Genomic DNA, 24681 nt, shown 5'->3' with positions numbered 1-24681 from the left:
TAAAACGCGAGGGCTCTGGTGCTGAAAATGCTGCCCTGATCCTTGCGAAGTCCTTGGCTATTCCTGCGCCGTTTTCACGTCGCCGGTGTCGTCGATTCCCATAGGCTGGTTGGACGTAGACGAACACGACGCTCCGCAGAGATTGCGGTTCTCCCTCTGAAGGTCTCCACTAATGCCCTCCACCGCCAGCACGGCGGCCGCTGCCATGTTCGACGGCCCTAGCTCATCCGCCAACCGCCAAGCCGAAACCGATGGAAGGCGGCTCCATTCCTTGACGGGCCTGAGGTTTGTCGCAGCAGTGGCCGTGGCGCTAATGCACGGACTCGCCCTCTACAACCTGCCCATTGTCGACCTCGGTTTTATCGGCGTAAGCTTCTTTTTTGTCCTCTCCGGCTTCGTACTGACCTGGGCTGGCGCCGCGGAAAAAGGCACTGGTGTCTTCCTGCGGAACCGTATCGCTAAATTGTTTCCACTAAGCGCAGCTACGTTGGCCATCGCAGCATTAGTACCCGTGGCCCAAAATTCGAGCGCGGTTTCCTTCCTGCAAAGCCTGACCTTGACTCAAGCCTGGTGGCCCTGGTCTGCTTCTTCCTTCAACCCTGTCGCTTGGTCGCTGTCGGCAGAAGCTTTCTTCTATCTCCTGCTGCCCCCGCTTGTCTCGGTAATGCGCCGTTTCAGCACAAAGGAACTTGTCGGTACGGTTATATTCCTCGGAGTCCTGCAACCTGTACTGGGCGTCGCCTGCCAATTAACTTTGGGAGCGCAGGTCAGCCATTTCATCACCTACAACTTGCCGCTGTACCGGCTACCCGAGTTCGTCATCGGCGTCGCCCTGGCGCTTCTACTGAAGGCTGGTTATGTACCGCCACACAGTACACAGTTGTCGGCAGCCGCTTTCACCACCGCTGGCGCCACGCTTACACTCTTGGTGGACCTTTTGCATTCCATTCCCTGGTGGATCAGCCAGACGCTCATGCTGCCCGCGATCATCACCCTCATTTGGACGGCTGCCCGCCGCGAGCTCGCAGGCAACCGTGACTTTCTCAGCAACCCCGTCCTAGTAAGGCTCGGAGATCTGTCATTCGCTTTCTACATGGTCCACTATCTTGTGCTGGGTACGTTCGGCCTTCTTGTCGGCCGGTGGGCCCAGGGGCTTCCCTGGTGGCTCGTGCCGCCTGCCCTGCTCTGCGCGGCAGCCGTAGCTTGGGTCGCAAACAGGTTTATCGAGAAACCCTGCGAACGGGCGGTACGGGACATATTCCGGTCTCGAGCGGGACAGCAGCACGGGTCACCAAAAAATGCCCTGCCCGCACCCGCCATCGAGCACGCTTTTCCGGCACTTTCGGAAACTCCCTAATGGGGCACTTTGGGGCTTGCCCGTGCGGAACTTGGGTTTCTTACCCCTATCATTGAGCTTGCGGGAATTACAGCACTTTTTGATCCTGCCGGCGAACTGCAGATGCCGGCATTCCTGCGGGCGGCGGTCCGCACCTTTGAAGGGAAATACCTATGGCGCGGAGCCCCGAAGAATCGCTGAGGGCCACTCTGGGCAGGGTTGCACCCGGAACTCCCCTTCGCGACGGCCTGGAACGGATCCTCCGCGGACGCACCGGCGCCCTGATCGTCCTGGGATCTGACCGCACCATTGACTCCATCTGCTCCGGCGGGTTCGATATCGGCATCGAGTTCTCGCCTACCCGCCTGCGGGAACTGGCCAAAATGGACGGCGCCATCATCTGCGACAAGGACGCGGGCAACATCCTCCGCGCCGCGGTCCAGCTGGTCCCGGACTCCAGCATTGAGACCCAGGAGTCCGGTACCCGCCACCGCACCGCAGAACGGGTGGCCAAGCAGACGGGCGTTCCGGTCATCTCCGTCAGCCAGTCAATGCAAATCATCGCCCTCTACGTCAATGGACTGCGGCACGTCCTGGAGGGCTCGGAAAACGTCCTGGCCCGCGCCAACCAGGCCCTTGCCACCCTGGAGCGCTACCGCGCCCGCCTTGACCAGGTCACCAGTTCGCTCTCAGCCTTGGAAATCGAGGCCATGGTGACGGTGCGCGACGTGGCCGTCACCCTCCAGCGGCAGGAAATGGTCCGCCGCATTTCCGAGGAAATCTCGCAGTACGTCCTGGAACTGGGCGAGGACGGCCGCCTCCTCTCCCTCCAGCTCGATGAACTCACCGTGGGACGCGGTCCGGGCAGCGACGTGATCATCCGCGACTACGCCAGCCCCCATGCCTCCGCCGAAGACATCGAAAAAGCCGTCAATGAACTGGTCAACCTGGGCCCCACCGAACTGATCGACCTGGGCAAAATCTCGGCGATCGTCGGGTTCGCTGGCGGCGAGGCGAACCTGGATGCAGTGGTCCAGCCCCGCGGCTACCGGCTGCTGTCCGGCCTCAAGGCAGTCCCCAAGGCCGTTGCAGACCGCCTGGTGGACCACTTCGGGGGCCTGCAGTTCCTGATGGCGGCCACCATCGACGACCTCATGACGGTTGACGGCATCGGCGACCAGCGCGCCCGGACCGTACGCGAGGGCCTGAGCCGCATGGCAGAAGCCAGCCTCCTGGACCGCTTCCTCTAAGCCCCGGCCCAAAAGCATCATCCATTGCTGCCCACCTGCCGTTTTGAACCCTGAAAACGACAGGTGGGCAGCAATCGACGGGGATTGAGGAGATCAGTTCAGCTGGAAGACGGCCTTCGGGCTGGCCCGTGAGCCCAGCTTCGCGGTGAAGATGTAGTACGCCCCGCCACCGCCCGGAGCTGCGGCCACCGCTTTGCAGCCCTCGGCGCTGCGGTTCCGGCTCCACGGGAAGTTAGCGGTTTCGCTGGCACCGGGTGCAATGACCTTCACCAGGTCCTCGCTGGACGCCTGGCAGTCCTTGGAGGAAAAGATCCGGTCCGAGCCGCTGGTCACCAGGAATTCCATCTGCGACGTTCCGATGTTGACCTCACAGGGCACCTTGCCGCCGTTGGTCACCTTCAGGGTGAGCATCGGGTTTTCGCCGGGGCCGTAGGCGGGCTTGTCCGTGGAAGCAGTGACAGTGACCAGGTTCTGGTTGCAGGTGGCGGTTGCGGAAGCAGTGGGCGACGGCGTGGCCGGAGCAGTTGCCGAGGCGGAAGCAGAGGGTGTTGCTGAGGCAGCCGGGTTCGCCGAAGCAGGGTCGGTGGAAGAAGGCTGGGTGGAAGAGGCCTGCCGGGAACCGCCCTTGAAGGCACCCGCCAAGGCGAACCCACTGACCACCAGTGCGATCACCAGCAGCAGGGCACCGCCAGCAAACAGCCGACGGCGGCGGTAGACAGCGGCGCTCGGTTTCCGGACGCTGCTGGAACCCGACGTGCCGCGTGCTGATGAATTGCCTTGCCTGCCCATCCTCCTAGGCTAGGGAAAGCCTCCGGATCTGCACCGCCACCACGCCGCCGCGGGCCCATTGCTCTGGTCACACCGGGTTTTCCACACTGCGCAACCCATCTACTACAGTGTTGGCATCGACACTCAAACCTCCCCCAAGACGGATGCCCCGGTCGCCTCCGCGGATCTGGAGCTGCTCCACAGGCGGGTCAACGACTGGTTCGCCGGCATTGCCCGCGACCTGCCGTGGCGTAAGCCTGAATGCTCCCCCTGGGGAGTGCTGGTCAGCGAAATCATGCTGCAACAGACCCCCGTGGTCCGGGTGCTGCCCGTCTGGCACGAGTGGCTCAAACGCTGGCCCACTCCCGCGGGCCTGGCAGGCGAACCGGCAGGCGAAGCCGTCCGTTCGTGGGGCCGGCTGGGCTACCCCCGGAGGGCCCTGAGGCTGCACGCCGCGGCCACCGCAATCGTGCAGGAGCACGGCGGCAAGGTCCCGGACACTTACGCTGAGCTGCTGGCCCTTCCCGGCGTGGGCAGCTACACCGCAGCAGCAGTGGCAGCATTTGCGTATGGCCGCCGCGAAACGGTGGTGGACACCAACATCCGCAGGGTGCACGCCCGGCTCATCTCAGGCACCGCGCTACCCGCCCCGGCCCTGACGGCGGCGGAGATGCGCCTTGCGGCGGCCCTGCTGCCGGAGGACGACGACACGTCCGTGCGCTGGAACGCCGCGGTCATGGAACTGGGTGCCCTGGTGTGCACGGCCCGCGCGCCCAAGTGCATCGACTGTCCAGTGAGGGACTCCTGTGCCTGGCTCGCCGCCGGTGAGCCCCCGCCGTCGTACGTTCCCAAGGGCCAGTCATGGCACGGCACCGATCGCCAGGTCCGCGGCGCCGTGCTGGCCGTGCTCCGGCTGGCGGATGCACCCGTGCCGCCGGACATGTTCCACCGCGAACCGGCCGATCTTGGCTACGCGCCGGAGGGGATCAGCGTGCCCCTGGCCGCGCTGCACCGGCTCAACTCCGCCCCCGAACAACTGGACCGGGCGCTGGCAGGGCTGCTGGCGGACGGGCTGGCGGAGATGCACGACGGCGGCCTCCGGCTACCAGCCTGAGGCACCGGCGGCGCGGGCCGGGATGGCATACTTCTTGGTGACCGGAACCGGGGGAACCATGAAAACCATCCTGTACATCGTGTGGGCCCTGTTTGTTGCTGCCGCCATATTTTCACTGGTCTACGCGGCGCGCAGGACCAAGCGCCAGCAGCAACAGATGGCGGCGTGGCCCAGGGCGCAGGCAACCGTCACCGGCAGCGCCACCGGATGGACCAGCGGCGCGGGCGGCTCAAGCCGGAACCTGCGCTACTACCCCACCTACCAGTTCACGGGTCCGCAGGGCACCCTCTTCATGGGCAAGTCGGAGATCTCGGCGGTGGAGCAGCCGGCGCCGGGCTCGCTGATCGAGGTTGCCTACAACCCCGCCAACCCCAATGAGTCGCTCCAGGTTTCCTCGGAACCGCGCACCGTGATGGGCTGCCTGATTGCGTTCTTCGCGGTCTTTGCCGTTGTTTCGTTCTGGTTTATCGGCGTCTTTCCGCTGGGTTAGCGGACCCTGGCCGGGCCCGAAAGGGGCCGGCTAGAACAGCGCGGGCTGGCTGAATGTATCGCCCTCGGCATCGCCGGCTTCCGCGCCGCCGCCAGCGGGTTCTGCCGTCCAGTTGAAGCCGAGCTCGGCGAGCAGTTCCTCCATGGAGATTTGGCCGTCCAGCACTTCGATTTCCTGGGAGTTGTCTGTAAGCGGCCGTTCCATGCCACCGAGCTTATTCGCAGGAACGGGCGGGGTGGTCAGGGCTCGCCGAAACCAGCCTCCACCAAGCCGCCCACATACTCCACGGCCCGTTCCGCATCAGGTCCCCACGCTTCAACGTGCAGCACGCTGCCTTTGCCGGCGCCGAGGGTCATCAGCCCGGTCATGGACGCGCCGTCCACGCCGTTGATGGTGACTTCGGCGTCCAGGGAGGCCAGGCCCCCGGCCACTTTCGCGGCAGGCCGCGCATGCATGCCTGCCTGGTTGACCAATTCGAAGTCGCCGGTGCTGTCAGGCGCGGCGCTGGTGACAGGCTCCAGCTCCTCCGGCGCGGAAGCCTGCTCCGCCTGATGCGTCCCGCCCCCTGCAGCTTCTGCCGCGTTCCGCACGGCCTGCACATCGGCTCCGCCCTGTGCCGCGACGGCTGCGGCCACCAGGCCTTCGACCAGCGGTGCATCGGCGAGCAGGACGCCGGCTGGGTTTTCCAGGAACTCGAGGGCAGATTCCGCGGTCATCACTGCTGATCCCAGGTCCGTGATGACTACTGTGCCGTTCGCCGCAACGCCATCCCCGTCGGCTTGTCCGCCTGCCTGGCCGCCATCCTGCCCGCCCGCCTGTTCCAGGGCGGCGAGGACCTTCTCCAGGCTGGTGCCGATCCTGCCGTCGTCGGTGCCGCCGGCGGGCAGGATGATCACGTCCGGTGCCATTTGGGCGGCAAGCTCCACGGCGCCGTCGGCAATTTTTTCGCTATGGGACACCACAACGATGCTGACGGTCACGCAGCCGCCCCAACGGCGGCGCGGAGGATCAGCGCGCTGGATACGGCGCCGGGGTCCCGGTGGCCGGCGCTGCGTTCGCCGAGGTAGCTGGCCCGGCCTTTCCTTGCGACCATCGGATCCGTTGCCACCGCCCCTGCTTCGGCAGCCTCGGCCGCCGCCACCAGGACGCCCAGGACATCGGCGCTTCCGCCGTCCGCTGCTGCGCGGGCAGCGTCGACAGCCGGGGTCCAGGCATCCACCATGGTCTTGTCCCCTGACTCGGCCTTCCCGCGCGCCACAATCCCGTCCCGCGCAGCCGCCAGGGCCCCGGCCAGGGCGGCTGCATCAACTTCAGCGGAATCGCCGAGTGCGGTGGCGGCGCGAAGGAAGGCAGTGCCGTAGAGCGGCCCTGCGGCGCCGCCCACCTTGGACATCAGCGTCATGGCGGTCATCTTCAGCGCAGCCCCGGGCGTCTCCGGCGTCGATTCGCCGAGCTTGGCCAGGACGGCCTGGAAGCCCCGGTCCATGTTCTCGCCGTGGTCCGAGTCGCCAATGGCCCGGTCCAGTTCGATGAGTTCAACGCGGTGCTCTGCCATGGCCTGCGCGCACAGGGTCAGCCACTTCACGGCCCAGTTGACGTCCAGGATCACGGTCACACGCCCCACCGCAGCGCGGGGGTGTGCACGGGCGCGTCCCAGAGTTCCGTCATCTCGTCATCGAGCCGGAGGACCGAAATGGAGCAGCCCTGCATTTCGAGGGCCGTAATGTAGTTGCCCACCAGCGAGCGTTCCACCGTGGCGCCGGCATCTCCGAGTACCTGCACAGCCCGCCGATACACGATGTACAGCTCGCTCAGTGGCGTGCCGCCCATGCCGTTTACGAAAAGCAGCACCTTGTCCCCGGAGGTGATCTTCAGGTCCGCCAGGACGGGTTCCAGCAGGCGGTTGGTGATGTTGTCCGCGGTCTCCATGGGAATCCGGTGCCTGCCCGGCTCGCCGTGGATGCCGATGCCGATCTCGATCTCATCCTCGGCGAGGTCAAAGCTGGGTGTGCCGGCGTGCGGAACCGTGCAGGCGGACAGTGCCACCCCCATGGTCCTGACGTTGGCGTTGACCCGCTCGCCGATGGCGGCGACGGCGTCGAGGTCGTCACCGCGTTCGGCAGCTGCGCCCGCAATCTTCTCCACCAGCACGGTGCCGCCCACACCGCGGCGGCCTGCGGTGTACAGCGAATCCTCCACCGCCACGTCGTCATTGACCAGTACGGTGCGGACACTGACGCCTTCGGCCTCAGCCAGTTCGGCCGCCGTCTCGAAGTTCAGGACGTCGCCGGTGTAATTCTTGACGATATGCACGACGCCGGCACCGGAGTTCACAGCGAGGGTGGCCGGAAGGATCTGGTCCGGCGTAGGCGAGGTAAACACCGCCCCCGGCACCGCGGCGTCGAGCATTCCCTGCCCAACGTAACCGGCGTGCAGCGGCTCGTGCCCGCTGCCGCCGCCGGAAACCAGCCCCACCTTGCCGGCCACAGGCGCGTCCTTGCGCGTGATGTAGATGGGGTCTTCGCTGACCGTGACCAGTCCGGCGTGTGCCAGGCCAAACCCCTGGACAGCTTCCTGGACAACGGATTTTGGATCGTTGATGAGTTTCTTCATGGCGTTGCTCCTGGCTGTGCTCCTGAAGGATGTGTGTCTGACCCTACTACCGGGATCGCGACTGGCGGTAGGCTCCTCCACCCCACTTTTCCGCACTTATCCCACAGGTTTGCGACCCGGACGCAGCAAAGGGACAGCCCCCAATGACTGTCCCTTTCCTGAGGCCCCCCACATATCGGCCTTCAGCAGTTTATCCATCAATTCGAGTAAAGCCAAGAGGGGTTTCTGAATGCCGTCTGCGGACGCCTTTAGAGGGTGCGGATCATCCGGGTGTTGCCAAGGGTGTTGGGCTTGACGCGTGCCAGGTCCAGGAACTCCGCCACGCCCTCGTCATGGGAGCGCAGCAGCTCCGAATAGACTTCCGGATCCACCGCCGACTGGTCCGCCATGACTTCGAATCCGTGACGCTTGAAGAAATCCACCTCGAAGGTGAGGCAGAAGACGCGGGATACCCCCAGGGCCCGGGCTTCTTGCAGCAGGCTCTCCACCAGGACATGCCCCACCCCTCTGCCGCGCCACTCCCCCGACGCTGCAAGGGTGCGGATTTCGGCCAGGTCCTCCCACATGACATGCAGGGCGCCGCAGCCGATCATCTCGCCGTCGCTGGACTCGGCGATGCGGAACTCCTGGAGGCTCTCGTAATAGGCCACCGTCTCCTTCGCCATCAGGATGCGCTCCTCGGCCAGGGGTGCCACCAACCTCTTGATGGCGGGGACGTCGCTGGTGCGTGCTGGGCGGATGTGGAAGGAGTCGGTCACACAGCCATCCTACGAGGCGAAGGGCTCTCGGCTGGTTGCGGACGGGGCGGGGCGTTCCGGTGCCGGCAAATGCCTCGGCCGACGGCGCAAAGCCGACCAACCTAGAGCCCCAGCTCGGCCGGCAGCTCGAGGTCCTGGCCCAGGACGTTCTTTGCCAGGAACCACTCCACCACCTGGTACCAGACCTTGGCGTGTTGCGGCTGGAGGACCCAGTGGTTCTCGTCCGGGAAGTAGAGGAACCGGTGCGGAGTCTGTCCGTCCTGGTCCGCCGCCAGCTGGGACTTGGACAGCAGTTCATACCAGAGCCGCAGGCCTTCGCCGATGGGCACCCGGTAGTCCTTGTCACCGTGGATCACCAGCATGGGGGTGCTGATGTTCTCGGCATGGAGGTGCGGCGAGTTCTCCAGCGCCATTTCCTCGGTCATTTCCTTCAGCCAATACTGAGAGGCGTCGGTGGTGGGCCCGAACTGGTCCAGGGCCCAGAGGCTCGCATGGGTGACAACCGCCTTGAACCGGTCTGTGTTGCCCGCCACCCAGTTGGCCATGTAGCCGCCGAAGGAGCCACCCATCGCCGCGGTCCGGGCCTCGTCGATGTCGGGCCGCCCTACGGCGGCATCGGTCACTGCCATGAGGTCCGTGAAGGGCGCTCTCCCCCATGATCCCCAGCCGCGCTGGATGTACGACTGCCCGTAGCCGGTGGACAGCGCCGGATCCGGCAGCAGCACCGCGTACCCCTTCGCCGTCAGGAGCCAGGGGTTCCAGCGCCAAGTCCACGCGTTCCACGATCCCAGCGGACCGCCGTGGATCCACAGGAGCAGCGGTGCCGGTTGGTCCGCGGAAGCACCCTCCGGGAGGGCCAGGTAGGCGGGCACGCGCGAGCCGTCCGCGGCGGTTGCGGCGATGCGCTCCAGCCGGCCAAGGTAGGACGGCCGCTCGGCAGGGGCAGGAAGGCGGGTGGTTTCCCCAGTGGCCAGGTCGATCCGTACGGCCTCAGCCGGGAACTCGTACGAGCTGCGCAGGGCATAGGCGCTGCGCCCCTCCGGCGAAATTACGACGTCGGAGTAGGCCGCAGCGTCCTGCGTCACCCGGGTGACGCCCACCTCAGCGGCAGCCGACGGAACGCTGACCCGAAAAACCGGCGACGCGCCGTCGTCGTCCGCTGTAACCAGGAGGCCGGAACCGTCCGGAAGCCACGCCGCAGGCTTGGGCCAGCGATCCCAATCGTGGGCCAGTGGCTGCAGTCCGCCGCCCTCCTCCGGCGCCTGGCCGGAGACGTCGAGCAGGTACATCTTGATTTCAGGGGCCCGGTGAGGGGTGGAATCACTCTCGCTGACCACCACGAGCGTGCGGCCATCGGGGCTGACGGGTCCCGGGAAGTAGCTCATGCCTTCCTGGTCCAGCAGCACTTTGAGGCTGCCGGACGCCACATCGACAGCCACCAGGATGGACCGGCTGTCCGCCTTCGCAAGAGGCTTGGTGTAGCCGCTGTAGATGGTCTTCCCATCGGGGCTGACCACGGTCTCCGCCTCCCTGAGCCGCGGGCCGGCGTCGGGCGTCAGGTTGCGCAGGACCAAGGGAGCGGTGGCATCAACCGTTGTGGGCTTGCCGGCTCCTTCTCTTTCCCCCGCTTCCACAGCGAAGATCCGCGGCTGGCCGGGCCCCAGGTCCGCGTCCCAGTACCGGACCGGATACTCGCTGTGCAGGATGGCAGAGACCTTCTTGTCCTTGCGGGACTTGCGCCGTTCAGCGTCGTCCTCCTCGTCAGCGGAACCTGCCAGGACCTCGGCCGTCACGAACGCCGCACCGGCGCCCCTGGCCGTGATTACCCTGCTGACGCCGCCCGGCCGGCTGAGGACCACCCTTGCTTCGCCGCCGTCTGCCGGGAGCAGCCACAGCGCGCTCACCGGATCCTCGTCGGGGCTGTCCGGATCGGGACGGGCGGACGTGAAGTAGACGTCCCCATTGGCTGCGAACGCGGCACCGGCCTCGCCCTTGGCGCTGCGGGTGATGCGCCGGGCGTGCTTCTGCCCGGCCGGGTCCAGCTCCCACAGTGCGGTGGCGAATTCGGTGCCTTTACCGTTCAAGGTGCTCACAGTGCTGACCAGCCGCGAGCCGTCCGGGCTCAGTGCCAGGCCGCTTACCCGAGGGATGGACAGGTAATGGTCGAGGTCGTGGAAAGGGGTCAGCGGTTGCTCGTCCGGGATCGCCGGATTCTGATTAGCCATGCTCCCGATTCAACACGTTTTGTGTCCGCCATCACAAACCCCCCGAAGCCGACACGCTGATGGGTTGGGTCCGGCGTGCTTGGGGCGCGCCGCCACCGGCGCCATTTGCCGCTTGCTGCTCGTTCCTCGCTTTGACGCAAGCTACACAAATGACCCCGGCACCTGCGCTTCGCCTAAAGCCCACCAATGCACGAGGTGGCGGACGACAGGGATTTATGTAGGCGCCGTCAAAGCGAGGAACGAGCAGGCGCCGGTAAATCTCTGCCGTCCGCCACCGTACTGAACCACTGAGGGGGTGGAGAGGGCAAAGCAACAGCCCCGCCGCTCCTTTGTGGAGTGGCGGGGCTTTGGCTGTGGAGCTTAGACGCTGGGGGCGATTTCCGGGATGCGCGGCTTGGCGTTGCCGGCGAAGGTGAACTTCGCGTCGTCGCCTTCGCCTTCGACATCCACCACGACGATGTCGCCGGTGTGGATCTCGCCGAAGAGGATCTTCTCGGAGAGCTGGTCCTCGATCTCGCGCTGGATGGTGCGGCGCAGCGGCCGGGCACCCATGGCGGGATCGTAGCCCCGGGTCGCGAGGAGCACCTTGGCGGCCTTGGTGAGCTCGATGCCCATGTCCTTGTCCTTGAGGCGCTTCTCCAGGCGGGTCACGAACAGGTCCACGATCTCGATGATCTCGTCCTGGGTGAGCTGCGGGAACACCACGACGTCGTCAACACGGTTCAGGAACTCGGGGCGGAAGTGCTGCTTGAGTTCCTCCGTGACGCGGGCACGCATGCGGTTGTAGCCGGTCTGCGTGTCGGTGCCGGACTGGAAGCCGGTGGCGACGCTCTTGGAGATGTCCCGGGTACCCAGGTTGGTGGTCATGATGATCACGGTGTTCTTGAAGTCCACCACGCGGCCCTGGGAGTCGGTCAGGCGACCGTCTTCCAGGATCTGCAGCAGCGAGTTGAAGAGGTCAGCGTGGGCCTTCTCAACTTCGTCGAACAGCACCACGGAGAACGGACGGCGGCGGACCTTCTCGGTCAGCTGGCCACCCTCTTCGTAGCCCACGTAGCCCGGAGGGGCACCGAAGAGCCGCGAAACGGTGTGCTTCTCGGAGTACTCGGACATGTCCAGGGTGATGAGGGCGTCCTCTTCACCGAAGAGGAACTCCGCAAGTGCCTTGGCGAGCTCGGTCTTGCCGACGCCGGTGGGGCCGGCGAAGATGAACGAGCCACCGGGGCGCTTGGGGTCCTTGAGCCCTGCACGGGTGCGGCGGATGGCCTGGGACAGTGCCTTGATGGCCTCGTCCTGGCCGACAACCCGCTTGTGCAGTTCGTCTTCCATCTTGAGCAGGCGCGAGGATTCTTCCTCGGTCAGCTTGAAGACGGGGATGCCGGTGGAGTTGGCCAGCACCTCGGCGATGAGATCCTCATCCACCTCGGAGATGTCGTCCATGCCGCCGGACTTCCAGTTGCGCTCCTTCTCCGCCCGCTCGGAGATCATCTTCTGCTCCTTGTCGCGGAGCGAAGCTGCACCTTCGAAGTCCTGGGCGTCGATGGCGGATTCCTTCTCCATCTTCAGCTTGGCGATGCGCTCGTCCATGGCCTTGAGCTCCGGCGGAGCGGTCATGCGGCGGATGCGCAGCCGGGCACCGGCTTCGTCGATCAGGTCGATCGCCTTGTCCGGGAGGAAGCGGTCCGAGATGTAGCGCTCGGCGAGGCTTGCAGCGGAGGCCAGGGCACCGTCGGTGATGGTGACGCGGTGGTGCGCCTCATACCGGTCGCGCAGGCCCTTGAGGATCTCGATGGCGTGCGCCACGGAGGGTTCCTTGACCTGGATCGGCTGGAAGCGGCGCTCCAGGGCGGCATCCTTCTCGATGTGCTTGCGGTACTCGTCCAAGGTGGTGGCACCGATGGTCTGCAGCTCGCCCCGGGCCAGCATGGGCTTCAGGATCGAGGCTGCGTCGATGGCGCCTTCGGCGGCACCGGCACCCACCAGGGTGTGGATCTCGTCGATGAACAGGATGATGTCGCCGCGGGTGCGGATCTCCTTGAGGACCTTCTTAAGGCGCTCTTCGAAGTCACCGCGGTAGCGGGAACCTGCCACAAGGGAACCGAGGTCCAGGGTGTACAGCTGCTTGTCGCGGATGGTCTCCGGGACGTCGCCGCGCACAATGGCCTGGGCAAGGCCTTCGACGACGGCGGTCTTGCCGACGCCGGGCTCGCCGATGAGGACAGGGTTGTTCTTGGTGCGGCGGGAAAGGACCTGCATGACGCGTTCCATTTCCTGCTCGCGGCCGATGACCGGGTCCAGCTTGTTCTCGCGCGCAGCCTGGGTCAGGTTGCGGCCGAACTGGTCCAGGACCACGGAACCGGCAGGGGCGCCTTCGGGCTGTCCGCCGCCGACGCCTGCGCCGGTGGTTTCCTTGCCCTGGTAACCGGAGAGGAGCTGGATGACCTGCTGGCGGACCCGGTTCAGGTCGGCGCCAAGCTTGACCAGGACCTGGGCGGCAACGCCTTCACCCTCCCGGATCAGGCCGAGCAGGATGTGCTCGGTGCCGATGTAGTTGTGGCCCAGCTGCAGGGCTTCGCGCAGCGAGAGCTCCAGCACCTTCTTGGCACGCGGGGTGAAGGGGATGTGGCCGGAGGGAGCCTGCTGGCCCTGCCCGATGATCTCCTGCACCTGCTCGCGAACGCCGTCGAGCGAAATGCTCAAGGACTCAAGAGCTTTGGCGGCAACACCCTCACCCTCATGGATCAGACCCAAGAGGATGTGTTCGGTACCGATGTAATTGTGGTTCAGCATGCGTGCCTCTTCTTGGGCAAGCACAACTACGCGACGGGCACGGTCCGTAAATCGCTCAAACATTTCGCCACACTCCTAGCTACGACGTACTTTGATGCTACGTGGCCCGCCCGGCGATGTGGAGCGTGTTCGCCACAGGGGAAACCGCAGTGTTTACGGAATATCCGCCACGTCCTCCGGCGCGGACTTCCTGCCTTGGTCTCCGGGCAATGGGAAAGACCGCCAAAATGCCCTTGTCCGTGGCCCTGCGGTGGCCCATCCTTGGCCTTAATGGCGGGCAGGGAGCGGCATCCGTACGGAACGCGCCAGCCGGGAAAATGGCGGGAGGCGGGGAATATGTCGAAGGTGGACCTGGAACGCGTGAAGCGGCCGGCCCGTGTTGCGCTTATTGCCGGAGCAGTGTGGCTGGTGGGCATCAGCCCGGTGCCGGGGGTATACCTCGAGCCTGACGCCGCCCAACGACTCGAAATGCTCCGAAAGGGGCGGCGGTGGTGGGTGGCGGGACAACACGTCGCTGCGGCAGGAACCGCCGCCATGCCCGCGGCGTTCGCCCGACTGGCCCTTGCCCTCCCGGAGGGGCGGAGCCGGTCACTCGCCGGCACGGCCGCCGTCGCGCTTGCTGCAGGCGCCCCGTTGTTCGTGTCCGAACTCGCGATGCGCGCAACGGATCTGGAGCGTTTCGCGGCCCGCCGCTTCCCGGCTTGGCCATTCCTTACCTACGCATGGCTGCACGTCCTCGCGCTTGGATCCCTGTCCGGAGCCCTGGCGGGCCTGCACCGGGAGAAAGAAGCGGCAGCCCTGGCCCTGGCCACCGTCGGTTGCGGAGCAGCGCTGGCGAAAACCGGCGATATTCCGCCCTTCGTGTTCTACCTTGCCGAACAGTTCGCTGCCGGCAGCCTCTTGCGGAGGTAATCGCACGGCCATCAAACTGCTGCAGCCCTGCAGGGATAATTGCTCCTCCGCCGCGGAATTCGTGGTGCACCAAAAAGCCCTGCCGCCCAATATGGGAAGCAGGGCTCTTTAGTCGAGCTATCGCCGTCCTACGAATTTGCCTTTTGGTAGGCTTCCTGGATTTCGGCCTGAATTCGGCCGCGGCTGTTAACCGTGTAGCCGTTATCCCGTGCCCATTGGCGGATTTGTCCTGAATCGTGGCTGCGGCCCGCGGTGGACGCCTTGGTGGCCCGCTGACTGCGGCCTCCGGACGCCTTGCGCGCAGCGTTGATGAACCTCTCCAATGAAGACCGAAGCTCAGCGGCATTGGCTGCCGACAGGTCAATCTCGTAGCTGACCCCGTCGAGGCCAAACTTAACATTCTCGTCTGCGGATCCCCCATCCAGATCATCAACAAGGATGATGTTTACTTTCTGTGCCATTAAGGTCTTCCTCTTGCTGGAAAGTCGGTTTTCAGAAAAGCAGGATGTTTCCCAAAAAAAGTATGACTCTTATCTTGGCAACGCGTCAAAGCGCCTAATGGTTCCTTGGGGATAAAGCCTGGGAATAGGGGGCTTTTACCTATTTGGATTCGGGGCCCTGCTGCTCGGAGGGTGCCGGAAGGGAATCGGCTTCGGCCTGGGCGCGGGCTTCCGCCTGCCGCTCGGCCTTGTCAGCGTTAAAGATTGCCTTCATGGCGAACCAGAACAGCAGGCCCACCACCAGGGAGGGAAGAAGTACTGCTACGTATTCCATGGTCAGTGCCCTTCGGGCTTGAGCAGGGGGAACAGGATGGTTTCGCGGATACCGGCCCCGGTGAAGAGCATCACCAGCCGGTCGATGCCCAAGCCGATACCGCCCATGGGGGGAGCACCGTATTCGAGGGCGCGCAGGAAGTCTTCGTCAAGCTGCATGGCTTCGACGTCGCCGGCGGCAGCGTGCATGGACTGCTCCGTGAGCCGCTCGCGCTGGATGACGGGGTCGATCAGCTCGGAGAAGGCGGTGCCGCGCTCCATGCCGCCGATGATCAGGTCCCAAGCCTCGATCAGCCGGCCGTCCTCGCGGTGCGGGCGGGCCAGCGGCTGGGCGGAGGGCGGGTAGTCGTAGACGAAGGTGGGGTTCAGCAAGGTGGGCTCCACGATTTCACCGAAGAGTTCAACCACCAGCTTCTCGGCGTCCCACTTGGGGTCCACCTTGACCTCGTGCTTGGCTGCAAGCTCCCGAAGCACCTCAACCGGGGTGTCCGGGGTGATTTCCTGCCCAACGGCGTCGGAAAGTCCGGGGTAGACAGGCAGCCAGGCCCAGTCGCCGTCGAGGTTGATCTCCCCCGCCTCGGTCTGCAGGACGCGGCCGGCACCCACGGCGTCGGCGGCGTCAAGGATGATCTCCTTGATCCGCTGCGCCATGACGAACTGGTCGGCCCAGGCCTCGTAGCACTCGAGGGTGGTGAACTCGGGGCTGTGGGTGGAGTCAACGCCCTCGTTGCGGAATACGCGGCCCATGTCATAGACGCGGTCGATGCCGCCCACCACTGCGCGCTTGAGGTACAGCTCGGTGGCGATGCGGAGGGTCATCTTCTGGTCGAAGGCGTTCATGTGGGTCTCGAACGGCCGCGCCAGTGCCCCGCCATGGACCAGCTGCAGGATGGGCGTTTCCACCTCCACGTAGCGGTGGCGGAACAGCGTTTCGCGGATGGAGCGCGTAATGGCGGCACGCGTGTAGACCATTTCACGGGCCTCGTCGCGGACCATCAGGTCGACGTAGCGCTGGCGGACGCGGGTTTCCTCGTTGAGTTCCGCGTGGAGCACGGGCAGGGGGCGCAGGGCCTTGGAGGCCATTGACCAGGACTCCGCCATGATGGACAGTTCTCCGCGGCGGGAGGAGATGACCTCACCCTTAATGAACACGTGGTCGCCGAGGTCAACCAGGGCCTTCCAGTCAGCGAGCGCTTCCTCGCCGATGTTGGCCAGGCTCAGCATCGCCTGGAGGCGCGTTCCCTTGCCGTCAGTGCCGCCTTCCTGAAGGGTGGCAAAGCAGAGCTTGCCGGTGTTGCGGACGAAGACTACGCGGCCCGTGACACCCACGATGTCACCGGTCGTGTCGTCCGCCTCGAGGTGGGCGTACTTTTCCCGGATCTCGGCAAGCGAGTGCGTGCGTTCCACTCCCACGGGGTACGCCTCCGTGCCGCGCTCAAGAAGTTTGGCGCGCTTTTCCATGCGGATCCGCATCTGCTCGCTGGCATCGACGGGCTCTGGGGCATTCTTGGGCGCGGGGGTGTTTTGGGAAGTCACAATCATCAAGTTTACCGGGCATTGGCCACCCCGGTTCCCAGCTGCCGCGCAGGCTTGCTGCCTAGGATGGGCTGGTGAAAGAACGGGTCCTTCCAACGCACGACGGCGGCAAGCTGGCTTTGTACAGCTACGGCGCCGAGGACGCGCCGGGCGAAAAGCGTGTGCTGCTGATTGGCGGCGCATTCCTCACGGCCCTGATCTACCGCCCATTCTCGATTGCGCTGGCGAAGGGCCTGGGCGACGGCTGGGCGGTTGACGTCTATGACCGCCGCGGCCGGGGCAACTCGTCCGAACAGCCGCCTGACTACAGCATGGCCACCGAGATCGAGGATGTCCGGACCGTCCTCGCCGCCACCGGCGCACGGAACGTCCTGGGCCACAGCCTGGGCGGATCGGTGGCGATGAACGCGGTCCAGGAGTTCACGGGCACCCCGTTGGTCCCGGACAAGCTGGCCGTGTACGACGCTGCCGTGAATATTGACGGCAGCATCGACACCCTCTGGCTGGACGCGTTCGAGGCCGCCGTCAACGATGGCAGGGTGGGACTCGCCCTGGCCCACATGAAGAAGGCCACCAGCCCGGGCTCAACGATGGCCAGGATCCCGGAGCCGGTCCTGGCCGGCCTGATGGCGGTCCTGTCCCGGACCAAGGTGAACACAATCTTCCGCCAGGTGATGCCCAGCGGCGTGGGTGAGCTGCGCGCGGCCTACGACGAGAAGGATCACGCCCGGGACTTCAGCGTGCTGCCGCCGGGCACCCACTTCATGGCCGGCGGGAAGAGTCCCAGTTATTACAGGGAGACTGCCGAACGGCTCCACGCGGCCGTACCGGGCAGCACCTACCAGCTCTCCCCCAAGTGCTTCCACGGGTCTGTCCCTGCAGCGGTCAAGGAACTGGTGGAGGCCATCGCAGCGTATTTCAAGGACGAACGTCCGGACGGGGAGGCCCGCCCGGACGATGATTCCCGCCCGGACCAGGCCGGCGTTATCCCCGTTCCCCGCGGCTGAACCCCGCAAGGGCAGCTTCCCCCAGGTTCCGCCACACCGTACGCGGCTTCGGTTCCACGCTCCGGTCCGCCAGCCAATCGCCCCAGGCAGTGATGTCCTCCCCGCCCGCAGCGGCGACGGCATCACAGGCGAACCCGACGGCGGCGGACCCATCCGACAGCTGCACGGACCCCAGCAGCATCGGCTCGGGAAGGCCCGCCAGGAACGTCCCCAAAGCTGCCGGGGACACCAGCCACCGCTCCCCCACCAACTCGGCGCCGTCGTCGGACCGGTAGACGCCGGGTTTGGCCGGCACGGTGTCCAGCGCCACCATCCGGTAGCGCGCCGCCGTCCGGACCGGGCCGTCCCAGAACGCCCCGAGCTCCTCCAGTTGCGGCGCGAGTGGCTGGTCCTTGCGGTGGGCCCCGACCACAACCAGCGGCACGGCCTGGGCACCTGCGGCCAACGGCCAGGGAGCGGACGACGACGGCCTGCCGCCTTCCGGACCGGCCCCGCCTACGGCGCCGGGAACCGTAGCTCCCTTAGCAAAGAGCGCAGGCGGCGCGGGAGTGGTTTCGATCCGGCGCGCGATGTCGGCAGCCACGGCGTCATCGAAAGTGCGGCCCACTACCGTGAGTCCAAACTGGGCGCCGTCCACCTCCCCGGCGGGAACGGCCACTGCGCACAGATCGAACAGGTTGCAGAAATTGGTGTAGGTGCCCATCAACGAGTTCACACCCACGGGGTCGGCAGCTACTTCTGCCAGCGTGGGATGGAACGGCGCGGTGGGAACCAGCAACGCGTCGAAGCCTTCCAGCCGGGCCATGGCCCTGGCCTTGAGTTCCTCCAGCCGCCCGGTATCAGCGACGTACCGGTGGGCGGGCACTGTGCCGGCCGCGCGGACGATGCCCCGAACTGTCGGATCGATTCCCGCCTGGCCGTCCGTGCCGCCGTCGTGGTTCTCCAGGAAGCTGCCCACCGCGGCGTACCGTTCGGCCACCAGACCACCGTCGTACAGCAGCCGGGCAGCCTGGAGGAAGTCGTCGAATTCGACCGGTTCGGCGGCCACCCCAGAGGATCGCAGCCGGTCAACCTGCCGGTCAAACTCCGCGGCCCATTCCGGCGGCAGCGCAGGCAGCGCCGCGGGGTATGCCACCCGCGGCCGGGACGGCGCGGCGAGCCGGATGTCCGCCGGCCAGGCCCGTGAATTGCCGGCCATGATGCCCATGGCCAGTTCGGCGGTGGACAGGTGCCTCGCAAAGATGGTGACTGCGTCCCAGGACCGGCAGGCCGGCACCACCCCGGCTGTGGAGACCACGTTGAGGGTGGCCTTGATCCCGACGATGCCCTGCAGCCCGGCCGGGACGCGGCCCGATCCCGCCGTGTCCGTGCCGATCGCGATGTCCGCCAGCCCCAGCGCCACCGCAACAGCGGAGCCCGAGCTGGAGCCGCCGGAAATGTAGCCGGGGCGGCGGGAATCCCGGACCGCACCGTAGGGACTCCGCGTGCCCACCAGCCCGGTGGCGAACTGGTCCAGGTTGGTGGCACCCAGGACCAGGGCACCGGCTGCGCGGAGCCGGGCCACGGCTTCGGCGTCCTTCTCCGGCGTGTAGGCGAAGCCCGGGCAGGCGGCCGTGGTGGGGATGCCTGCCACGTCAACGTTGTTCTTGACGGCGAGCAGGAGTCCAGCCAGGGGGAGGTCCGCGCCGCCGGCCACAGCCGCGTCGATTCCGGCTGCTTCGGCCAGGAGGTCCTCGGCGGCGCGCAGCGTGATCCAGATTTCTGGCCGGTCCACCGTTTCAATCGTCGCGAGTGCTGCCTTGACGCGGCGGGTCGCGCTGCCGGTGGTTGTGGTGCTCATACTGCCGCCTCCTCCAGGTCCTGTGCCCCGAGGTCCAGGACTTCATCAACGGGTTCCAGGTCGCTGCCGCCCAGGACCACCACCGCCTCGCCGGACACCACCTGCGATCCGGCGGTTGGCAGGACACGAAGCACGATTCCGTCAGAGGGTGCCTCCAGGACGGTTTCCATTTTCATGGCCTCCAGCGACACCAGCGGCTGGCCCTTGACCACGCGGTCGCCTTCCGCCACGTCCACCTTCCAGACGCTGGCGGCAAAGGGGGCGGAGACGAGTGCGCCGCCCTCGGGCACCTCCACGTCGTCGGCCACAGGGGAAACGACGGCGGCGAGCGCCTCCGCCCGGTCGAACTCGCCGGCGTCGGCCCAGGCCTGCCGTTCCACCGCGAAAGCGGCGCCCTGCTTTTCCCGGAACGCGTCGATGGACGCACGGTTTTCGGCCAGGAATGCCTCATGCTCGGCCAGGGAGAAGGTGCCGTCCTCGATCTCCACGCCACGGCCGCGCCCGGCGGCCATGTCGGCCCGTAGGTCCAGCAGTTCCTCCGGGCTGACGGGGTACCAGGAGATCCGGTCGAAGAAGCGCAGCAGCCAGGGCGATCCCGGCTCGAACGGGGCCGAATCCGCGTAGCGGGACCAGACCTGCGTGGTGCGGCCCACGAACTGGTAGCCGCCGGGGCCTTCCATGCCGTAGATGCACATGTAGGCTCCGCCGATGCCCACGGCGTTCTCCGGCGTCCAGGTGCGGGCCGGGTTGTATTTGGTGGTGACCAGGCGGTGCCGCGGATCCAGCGGGGTGGCCACGGGCGCGCCGAGGTAGACGTCGCCCAGGCCCAGCACCAGGTACTCGGCGTTGAAGACTGTGTCGAACACGTCGTTGACGGAGTCCAGGCCGTTGATCCGGCGGATGAACTCGATGTTCCACGGGCACCAGGGGGCGTCGTCGCGGACGCCTGCCATGTAGCGCTCGATGGCCTCCCGGGTGGCGGGATCATCCCAGGACAGCGGCAGCCGGACGGTGCGGCTGGGAACCACCAGTTCGGAACTGGCGGGCAGCGCGGCCTCGATTTCCTGGACCAGGTCCAGCAGCCGCGTGGTGGACAGGACGGACGGGTCCACCTTGATCTGCAGTGACCGGATGCCCGGGGTGAGGTCCACGATGCCGGGGACGCGGAGCGCCTCGATCTGCTGGTGCAGGGCGTGGACGCGTGCGCGCAGGCCAAGGTCCAGCACCATCTCGCCGTATTCGACCAGCAGGTTGTCATCGCCGGAGCGGCGGTAGGTAACGGCGGGACGGCCGGAACCTTCGGAAACCCGGCCCAGCACGCCGTCGTCGCCATCGCCCCGGAACGAACGTGCGGGGGCGGCCATGGACGGATCCGACGTCCAGTCCGCGTCGCCCGGGAGCACCAGCTGGCGTCCGGGTCCCAGGTCCTTGGCCGACGGCGCCTGGCTGGCTTTGATGGGCACGAACCGGACCTTGTCCCCCGGGCGGAGCTGGCCCAGCTTCCAACGCTCGGCGGTGACCACGGTGGCCGGGCAGACGAAGCCGCCGAGGCTGGGGCCGTCCGGGCCGAGCAGGATGGGCGTGTCGCCGGTGAAGTCCAGGGCGCCCACGGAGTAGGCGGTGTCGTGGATGTTGGACGGGTGCAGGCCTGCCTCGCCGCCGTCGGTCCGGGCCCAGCGGGGTTTGGGTCCGATGAGCCGGACTCCGGTGCGGGCGGAATTGAAGTGGACCTCGTATTCCGCGGCGTAGAGCTCTTGGATGTCTTCCCTCCGGAAGAACTCGGGGGCGCCGTGCGGGCCCTCAGCAACGGCCAGTTCCCAGGTGGCGGTGAGCGCGGGGCGGCTGTCGAGCGGCACTGCAGCGGCGGGAATTTGTTCGACGCCGGATTTCACCGTGCGGAGCACGTCACCGGCGCGAAGGACGCGTCCGGCGTGGCCGCCGAACTGCCCCAGGGTGAAGGTGGAGGCGCTGCCCAGGTACTGCGGAATGTCCAGGCCGCCCTGGAACAGGATGTAGCCGCGCAGGCCCGTTCCGGCGGCCGTGCCGGCGTCGAGGGTTCCTCCGGCGGGGACCGTGACGGGCGTCCAGGCGGGCACCTCCGTTCCGTCCACTGTCACCACCACTTCCGCGCCGGTGACGCACACGGTGGTCTGATGCGTGAAGGTCAGGCTGGGACCGGTCATGGTGAACTCCAGGCCGGGAGCGCCTTCCTGGTTGCCGAGGGCGGTGTTGCCAAGCCGGAAGGAGAGATCGTCCATGGGGCCGCTCGGCGGGACACCGATCTGCCACAGCCCGGTGCGGCCGGGCCAGTCCTGCACGCTGGTCTGCAGGCCGGGGCGGCCCACGGTGATGCGCGGTTCAGGATCCCCCACGTTGTCCAGGGTGCTGGTGGAGTGCAGGACGCTGCGGACCACGTCCATCCCGCTCACGGCCCGAAGCATGCCAAGGTTGGTCTCGATGCCGTCGATGCGGGTGTTGTCCAGGGCGGACGCGAGCCGGTCAAAGGCGTCCGCACGGCTTTCGCCGGCGGTGATGATCTTGCCCAGGAGGGGGTCGTAGTTGGTGGCAACCTCGGTGCCGGTTTCCACCCAGGCGTCCACGCGGGCTTCATCCGCTGCAGGGTAGACGGCGTTGGTGACGGTTCCCGCGCTGGGCTGGAAACCGCGGGCCGGGTCTTCGGCGTAGAGGCGGGCTTCCACGGCGTGGCCGGAAACCGGCAGTGCGTCCGGAACGTTTTCCAGCACTGATTGTGCTTCGCTCCCGCCCTGCGCCAGGCAGAGCATCCATTCCACCAGGTCCACGCCGGTGACGGCTTCGGTGACGGGGTGTTCCACCTGGAGCCGGGCGTTGACTTCCAGGAAGGAGGCTTCCTTGCGGGCGGCGTCGTAGACGAACTCGACCGTGCCGGCGGAGCGGTAGTTCAGCGAGGCGCAGAGAGCCCGGGAACTGCGGTGCAGTTCTTCCCGCAGCTCCGCCGGGAGGTCCGGGGCCGGGGCTTCCTCAAGGACTTTCTGGTGGCGGCGCTGCAGCGAGCAGTCCCGGTCGCCGAGGCTGACCACCCGGCCTTCGCCGTCACCAAAGACCTGGACCTCCACGTGCCGGGCGTTCTCGACGTACCGTTCGGCGAAAACGCCCGCGGTGCCGAAGCTTGCGCTGGCCAGCCGGGCAACGCGGGGGAAGCTTTCGGCCAGCTCGGCCTCGGAACGGCAGACGGTCATGCCGATGCCGCCGCCACCTCCGGTGGCCTTAAGCATCAGCGGGAAGCCGATCTCCTTGCTGGCCGCCACGGCGGCGTCCACGTCCGCAAGCAGCCCGGACCCGGCGATCATCGGCACCCCGGCCGCCCGGGCGGCGTCGCGCGCTGTGTGCTTGGTGCCGAAGATGCGCAGCTGCTCCGGGGTGGGACCCACGAACACGAGCCCGGCCGCTTCCACGGCCTCGGCGAAGGCTGCATCCTCTGACAGGAAGCCGTAGCCGGGGTGGATGGCGCCCGCGCCGGTTGCCTTGGCCGCGGCCAGGAGCGCGTCCACCCGGAGGTAGGACTCCTTGGCAGGGGCTGGTCCCAGCAGCACGGCTTCGTCGGCGAGCCGGACGTGCTTGGCGCCGCGGTCCGCCTCCGAGAACACGGCAACGGTCCGCAGGCCCAGCTTCCTGGCTGACTCGATGATGCGGCAGGCGATCTCGCCGCGGTTTGCGACCAGCAGGGTATGGAATGTGGTCATCGTGCTGCCTTCGGCCGGGTGACGATCATGCGGACGGGGGTGGGGTTGAAGCCGTTGCAGGGGTTGTTGATCTGCGGGCAGTTGGAGACGAGCACCAGGGTGTCCACCTCCGCGCGGAGTGCCACGCGCTTGCCCGGGGCGGACAGGCCGTCCACAATGCCCAGGGCGCCGTCCGGATCCACCGGGACGTTCATGAACCAGTTGATGTTGGACACCAGGTCCCGTTTGCCCAGGCCCCAGCGGGAGCCCTCGATCAGGAAGTTCTCCACGCAGGCGTGCTGTTCGCGGGTGTGCTGGCCGTAGCGGAGCGTGTTGGATTCCTGCGAGCAGGCGCCGCCGACGGTGTCGTGCACGCCCACTTCGTCTGCCACCACGGTCATGAGGGGTGCGCCGGTGTCGGCCCGGAGGACTGAGCCGGTGGTGAGGACGATCGACTGCTGGGCGGCGATGGTTGCCGGAGCGGAGTAACGCACAGTGGTGTCGGCTGCTGAGTACAGCAGGCAGTCCACCGCCTGGTTGCCTTCCAGGTCCACGATGGTCAGGACGTCGCCGGCTGCCACTACCGCTGACCAGGGGCCGCGGGCCTCGACGAATTCGTCCAGGATCACGGTGCCTGCGGCGAGCGCGGTTTCGGCGGCGTCCGGGATGGGCTTGGTGTCAGTGGCGGTGTTCATCGGGCATTCCTTGCGGTGAGGTCGTGTTCGGTGTTGCGGAGGGCCTGCCGGTGTTCGGGCGCCAGCGGGCCGGTGAGCGAGCCGGCTTCCAGCTCCTCGAGGTCCTGCGGTGCGTGCCAGGCAAGGATGTCGATGGCGGTCCCGGCGAAGTCCGGGCGGGGGTCCAGCGGGTGGGCGGTGTTGGCCAGCACCAGCACAGCGTCCATCTGGAGCAGGAGTTCGACGGCGGCACCCGGCCCGGCACTTCCGGTGAAGGTGATGCTGCCGGCGGGGTCCACGGTGATGCCCTTGAAGAAGGAGAGCGACGGCGCCACATCCCTGGTGCCGAGGCCGTTCTTGAGTGCGCCCAGGGTGAGCAGTTCGCGCGCTGCCGGGGAGGAGCTGTGCGCGGCTCCGGCGCCGTACTTGGCTGTGTTTCCTGCCAGCGTGGTGGCGCCGGTGAGGGTGTCGTGGCGCGATGAGGAGTCCGCGACGATGGTGGCCATCAGACGGCCGGCGTCGGACAGCAGCGGGTGGCCCGTGCCGGGGTAGGCCTGCCAGGGAACCTTGACGGTGTCCGCGATGTTCAGCCGTTCGTGCAGGCTGCCCGCGCGGTACAGAAGGGCGTGCACACACGCGTCGCCGGCAGTGTCGGTGAGGCGGATCCGGGTGCCGCGGGCCAGGACCATGGTGGTGTAGCGGCCAAAGGCGAGGGATTCGGCCCAGGTGGGGATCACGCCGTCGGGCATTCCGGCCAAAAGGCGGGCCGGGGCGGACGCTGCCGGCACGTGGCGCATGCTCTCGGCTGTCTTGCCGTGCTGCTCGCGGGCGTGGGCGCGGGCGCCGGCCGTCGTGGCCGTGCCGGTTACTGGTGTTTCGAGGGTCTGTGTCATG

21 protein-coding genes are annotated in these 24681 nt (G+C 66.8%); 6 read left to right on the top strand and 15 right to left on the bottom strand.

Annotated features, from left to right (window positions below):
• Positions 1-172 precede the first annotated feature (172 nt).
• Positions 173-1357 (top strand): acyltransferase family protein, encoded by a 1185-nt coding sequence (locus tag LFT44_RS01200; protein ID WP_236800624.1) that lies wholly within the window; start codon positions 173-175, stop codon positions 1355-1357.
• 152 nt (positions 1358-1509) lie between these two features.
• Positions 1510-2586, top strand: coding sequence for a DNA integrity scanning diadenylate cyclase DisA (disA, locus tag LFT44_RS01195; RefSeq protein ID WP_236800623.1), 1077 nt, complete (start codon positions 1510-1512; stop codon positions 2584-2586).
• Between the two features lie 93 nt (positions 2587-2679).
• Here the strand turns inward: disA and LFT44_RS01190 are convergent, their stop codons facing one another.
• Entirely contained in the window at positions 2680-3375 is a 696-nt protein-coding gene (locus tag LFT44_RS01190) for a hypothetical protein (RefSeq protein ID WP_236800621.1), read from the bottom strand.
• A gap of 256 nt (positions 3376-3631) precedes the next feature.
• Between LFT44_RS01190 and LFT44_RS01185 the strand changes: the two genes are divergently transcribed.
• Positions 3632-4468, top strand: a complete 837-nt coding sequence (locus LFT44_RS01185) for an A/G-specific adenine glycosylase (RefSeq protein WP_272910843.1) — start codon at positions 3632-3634, stop codon at positions 4466-4468.
• Between the two features lie 58 nt (positions 4469-4526).
• Entirely contained in the window at positions 4527-4958 is a 432-nt protein-coding gene (locus LFT44_RS01180; RefSeq protein WP_236800619.1) for a DUF3592 domain-containing protein, read from the top strand.
• A 30-nt stretch (positions 4959-4988) separates the two neighbouring features.
• Here the strand turns inward: LFT44_RS01180 and LFT44_RS01175 are convergent, their stop codons facing one another.
• From LFT44_RS01175 to LFT44_RS01145, 7 genes are all read right to left on the bottom strand, one after another.
• Positions 4989-5162, bottom strand: a complete 174-nt coding sequence (locus LFT44_RS01175; RefSeq protein ID WP_236800618.1) for a hypothetical protein — start codon at positions 5160-5162, stop codon at positions 4989-4991.
• 35 nt (positions 5163-5197) lie between these two features.
• Positions 5198-5938, bottom strand: a complete 741-nt coding sequence (gene dhaM, locus LFT44_RS01170) for a dihydroxyacetone kinase phosphoryl donor subunit DhaM (RefSeq protein WP_236800617.1) — start codon at positions 5936-5938, stop codon at positions 5198-5200.
• Positions 5935-6567, bottom strand: coding sequence for a dihydroxyacetone kinase subunit DhaL (dhaL, locus tag LFT44_RS01165; RefSeq protein WP_236802982.1), 633 nt, complete (start codon positions 6565-6567; stop codon positions 5935-5937). The genes dhaM and dhaL overlap by 4 nt, the downstream gene beginning before the upstream one ends.
• A 2-nt stretch (positions 6568-6569) precedes the next feature.
• Positions 6570-7571 carry a dihydroxyacetone kinase subunit DhaK gene (gene dhaK / locus LFT44_RS01160; protein ID WP_236800616.1) on the bottom strand — a complete coding sequence of 334 codons (1002 nt, stop codon included), beginning with the start codon at positions 7569-7571 and terminating at the stop codon, positions 6570-6572.
• A 248-nt stretch (positions 7572-7819) separates the two neighbouring features.
• Positions 7820-8329, bottom strand: coding sequence for an amino-acid N-acetyltransferase (locus LFT44_RS01155; RefSeq protein WP_236800615.1), 510 nt, complete (start codon positions 8327-8329; stop codon positions 7820-7822).
• 101 nt (positions 8330-8430) lie between these two features.
• Positions 8431-10554, bottom strand: coding sequence for a S9 family peptidase (locus LFT44_RS01150; protein WP_236800614.1), 2124 nt, complete (start codon positions 10552-10554; stop codon positions 8431-8433).
• Between the two features lie 360 nt (positions 10555-10914).
• Positions 10915-13407: an ATP-dependent Clp protease ATP-binding subunit gene (locus LFT44_RS01145; RefSeq protein WP_236800613.1), complete on the bottom strand. Its 2493-nt coding sequence runs from the start codon at positions 13405-13407 to the stop codon at positions 10915-10917.
• A gap of 273 nt (positions 13408-13680) precedes the next feature.
• On the opposite strand from LFT44_RS01145, the gene LFT44_RS01140 reads away from it, so the two are divergent.
• A complete protein-coding gene (locus tag LFT44_RS01140; RefSeq protein WP_236800611.1) occupies positions 13681-14256 on the top strand; it encodes a hypothetical protein in 576 nt (191 codons plus the stop codon).
• A gap of 128 nt (positions 14257-14384) precedes the next feature.
• Here the strand turns inward: LFT44_RS01140 and LFT44_RS01135 are convergent, their stop codons facing one another.
• From LFT44_RS01135 to lysS, 3 genes are all read right to left on the bottom strand, one after another.
• Positions 14385-14717, bottom strand: a complete 333-nt coding sequence (locus tag LFT44_RS01135; protein ID WP_236800609.1) for a histone-like nucleoid-structuring protein Lsr2 — start codon at positions 14715-14717, stop codon at positions 14385-14387.
• A 139-nt stretch (positions 14718-14856) separates the two neighbouring features.
• Positions 14857-15030: a hypothetical protein gene (locus LFT44_RS01130; protein ID WP_236800608.1), complete on the bottom strand. Its 174-nt coding sequence runs from the start codon at positions 15028-15030 to the stop codon at positions 14857-14859.
• 2 nt (positions 15031-15032) lie between these two features.
• Entirely contained in the window at positions 15033-16571 is a 1539-nt protein-coding gene (lysS, locus tag LFT44_RS01125; RefSeq protein WP_236800605.1) for a lysine--tRNA ligase, read from the bottom strand.
• A gap of 68 nt (positions 16572-16639) precedes the next feature.
• Here lysS and LFT44_RS01120 point away from each other — a divergent pair, with 68 nt between their 5' ends.
• Positions 16640-17572: an alpha/beta fold hydrolase gene (locus LFT44_RS01120; protein WP_236800603.1), complete on the top strand. Its 933-nt coding sequence runs from the start codon at positions 16640-16642 to the stop codon at positions 17570-17572.
• Here LFT44_RS01120 and atzF read toward each other — a convergent pair.
• From atzF to LFT44_RS01100, 4 genes are read right to left on the bottom strand one after another with little or no spacing between them, the layout of a single operon-like run.
• A complete protein-coding gene (gene atzF, locus LFT44_RS01115; protein ID WP_236800601.1) occupies positions 17550-19412 on the bottom strand; it encodes an allophanate hydrolase in 1863 nt (620 codons plus the stop codon). The two genes, LFT44_RS01120 and atzF, sit on opposite strands and share 23 nt — an antisense overlap.
• Positions 19409-23134 carry an urea carboxylase gene (uca, locus tag LFT44_RS01110; protein WP_236800599.1) on the bottom strand — a complete coding sequence of 1242 codons (3726 nt, stop codon included), beginning with the start codon at positions 23132-23134 and terminating at the stop codon, positions 19409-19411. The genes atzF and uca overlap by 4 nt, the downstream gene beginning before the upstream one ends.
• Complete coding sequence (locus LFT44_RS01105) at positions 23131-23808, bottom strand: urea amidolyase associated protein UAAP2 (RefSeq protein WP_236800597.1); 678 nt, start codon at positions 23806-23808, stop codon at positions 23131-23133. The genes uca and LFT44_RS01105 overlap by 4 nt, the downstream gene beginning before the upstream one ends.
• Positions 23805-24680, bottom strand: coding sequence for an urea amidolyase associated protein UAAP1 (locus LFT44_RS01100; RefSeq protein ID WP_236800596.1), 876 nt, complete (start codon positions 24678-24680; stop codon positions 23805-23807). Before LFT44_RS01100 ends, LFT44_RS01105 begins: the two co-directional genes overlap by 4 nt.
• Between the last annotated feature and the right edge of the window lies 1 nt (position 24681).

Source organism: Arthrobacter sp. FW306-05-C, from assembly GCF_021801725.1.
Lineage (GTDB): Bacteria > Actinomycetota > Actinomycetes > Actinomycetales > Micrococcaceae > Arthrobacter.
Note: the sequence above shows the minus strand (reverse complement) of the source record. Positions and strands in the feature narration are given on the sequence as shown.

Bases quoted from the DNA above. Each gene is read 5' to 3' on its own strand.
- LFT44_RS01200 (WP_236800624.1), top strand. From the start codon at position 173: ATGCCCTCCACCGCCAGCACGGCGGCCGCTGCCATGTTCGACGGCCCT.
- disA (WP_236800623.1), top strand. From the start codon at position 1,510: ATGGCGCGGAGCCCCGAAGAATCGCTGAGGGCCACTCTGGGCAGGGTT.
- LFT44_RS01190 (WP_236800621.1), bottom strand. From the start codon at position 3,375: ATGGGCAGGCAAGGCAATTCATCAGCACGCGGCACGTCGGGTTCCAGC.
- LFT44_RS01180 (WP_236800619.1), top strand. From the start codon at position 4,527: ATGAAAACCATCCTGTACATCGTGTGGGCCCTGTTTGTTGCTGCCGCC.
- LFT44_RS01175 (WP_236800618.1), bottom strand. From the start codon at position 5,162: ATGGAACGGCCGCTTACAGACAACTCCCAGGAAATCGAAGTGCTGGAC.
- dhaK (WP_236800616.1), bottom strand. From the start codon at position 7,571: ATGAAGAAACTCATCAACGATCCAAAATCCGTTGTCCAGGAAGCTGTC.
- LFT44_RS01150 (WP_236800614.1), bottom strand. From the start codon at position 10,554: ATGGCTAATCAGAATCCGGCGATCCCGGACGAGCAACCGCTGACCCCT.
- LFT44_RS01145 (WP_236800613.1), bottom strand. From the start codon at position 13,407: ATGTTTGAGCGATTTACGGACCGTGCCCGTCGCGTAGTTGTGCTTGCC.
- LFT44_RS01140 (WP_236800611.1), top strand. From the start codon at position 13,681: ATGTCGAAGGTGGACCTGGAACGCGTGAAGCGGCCGGCCCGTGTTGCG.
- LFT44_RS01135 (WP_236800609.1), bottom strand. From the start codon at position 14,717: ATGGCACAGAAAGTAAACATCATCCTTGTTGATGATCTGGATGGGGGA.
- LFT44_RS01130 (WP_236800608.1), bottom strand. From the start codon at position 15,030: ATGGAATACGTAGCAGTACTTCTTCCCTCCCTGGTGGTGGGCCTGCTG.
- lysS (WP_236800605.1), bottom strand. From the start codon at position 16,571: ATGATTGTGACTTCCCAAAACACCCCCGCGCCCAAGAATGCCCCAGAG.
- atzF (WP_236800601.1), bottom strand. From the start codon at position 19,412: ATGAGCACCACAACCACCGGCAGCGCGACCCGCCGCGTCAAGGCAGCA.
- uca (WP_236800599.1), bottom strand. From the start codon at position 23,134: ATGACCACATTCCATACCCTGCTGGTCGCAAACCGCGGCGAGATCGCC.
- LFT44_RS01105 (WP_236800597.1), bottom strand. From the start codon at position 23,808: ATGAACACCGCCACTGACACCAAGCCCATCCCGGACGCCGCCGAAACC.
- LFT44_RS01100 (WP_236800596.1), bottom strand. From the start codon at position 24,680: ATGACACAGACCCTCGAAACACCAGTAACCGGCACGGCCACGACGGCC.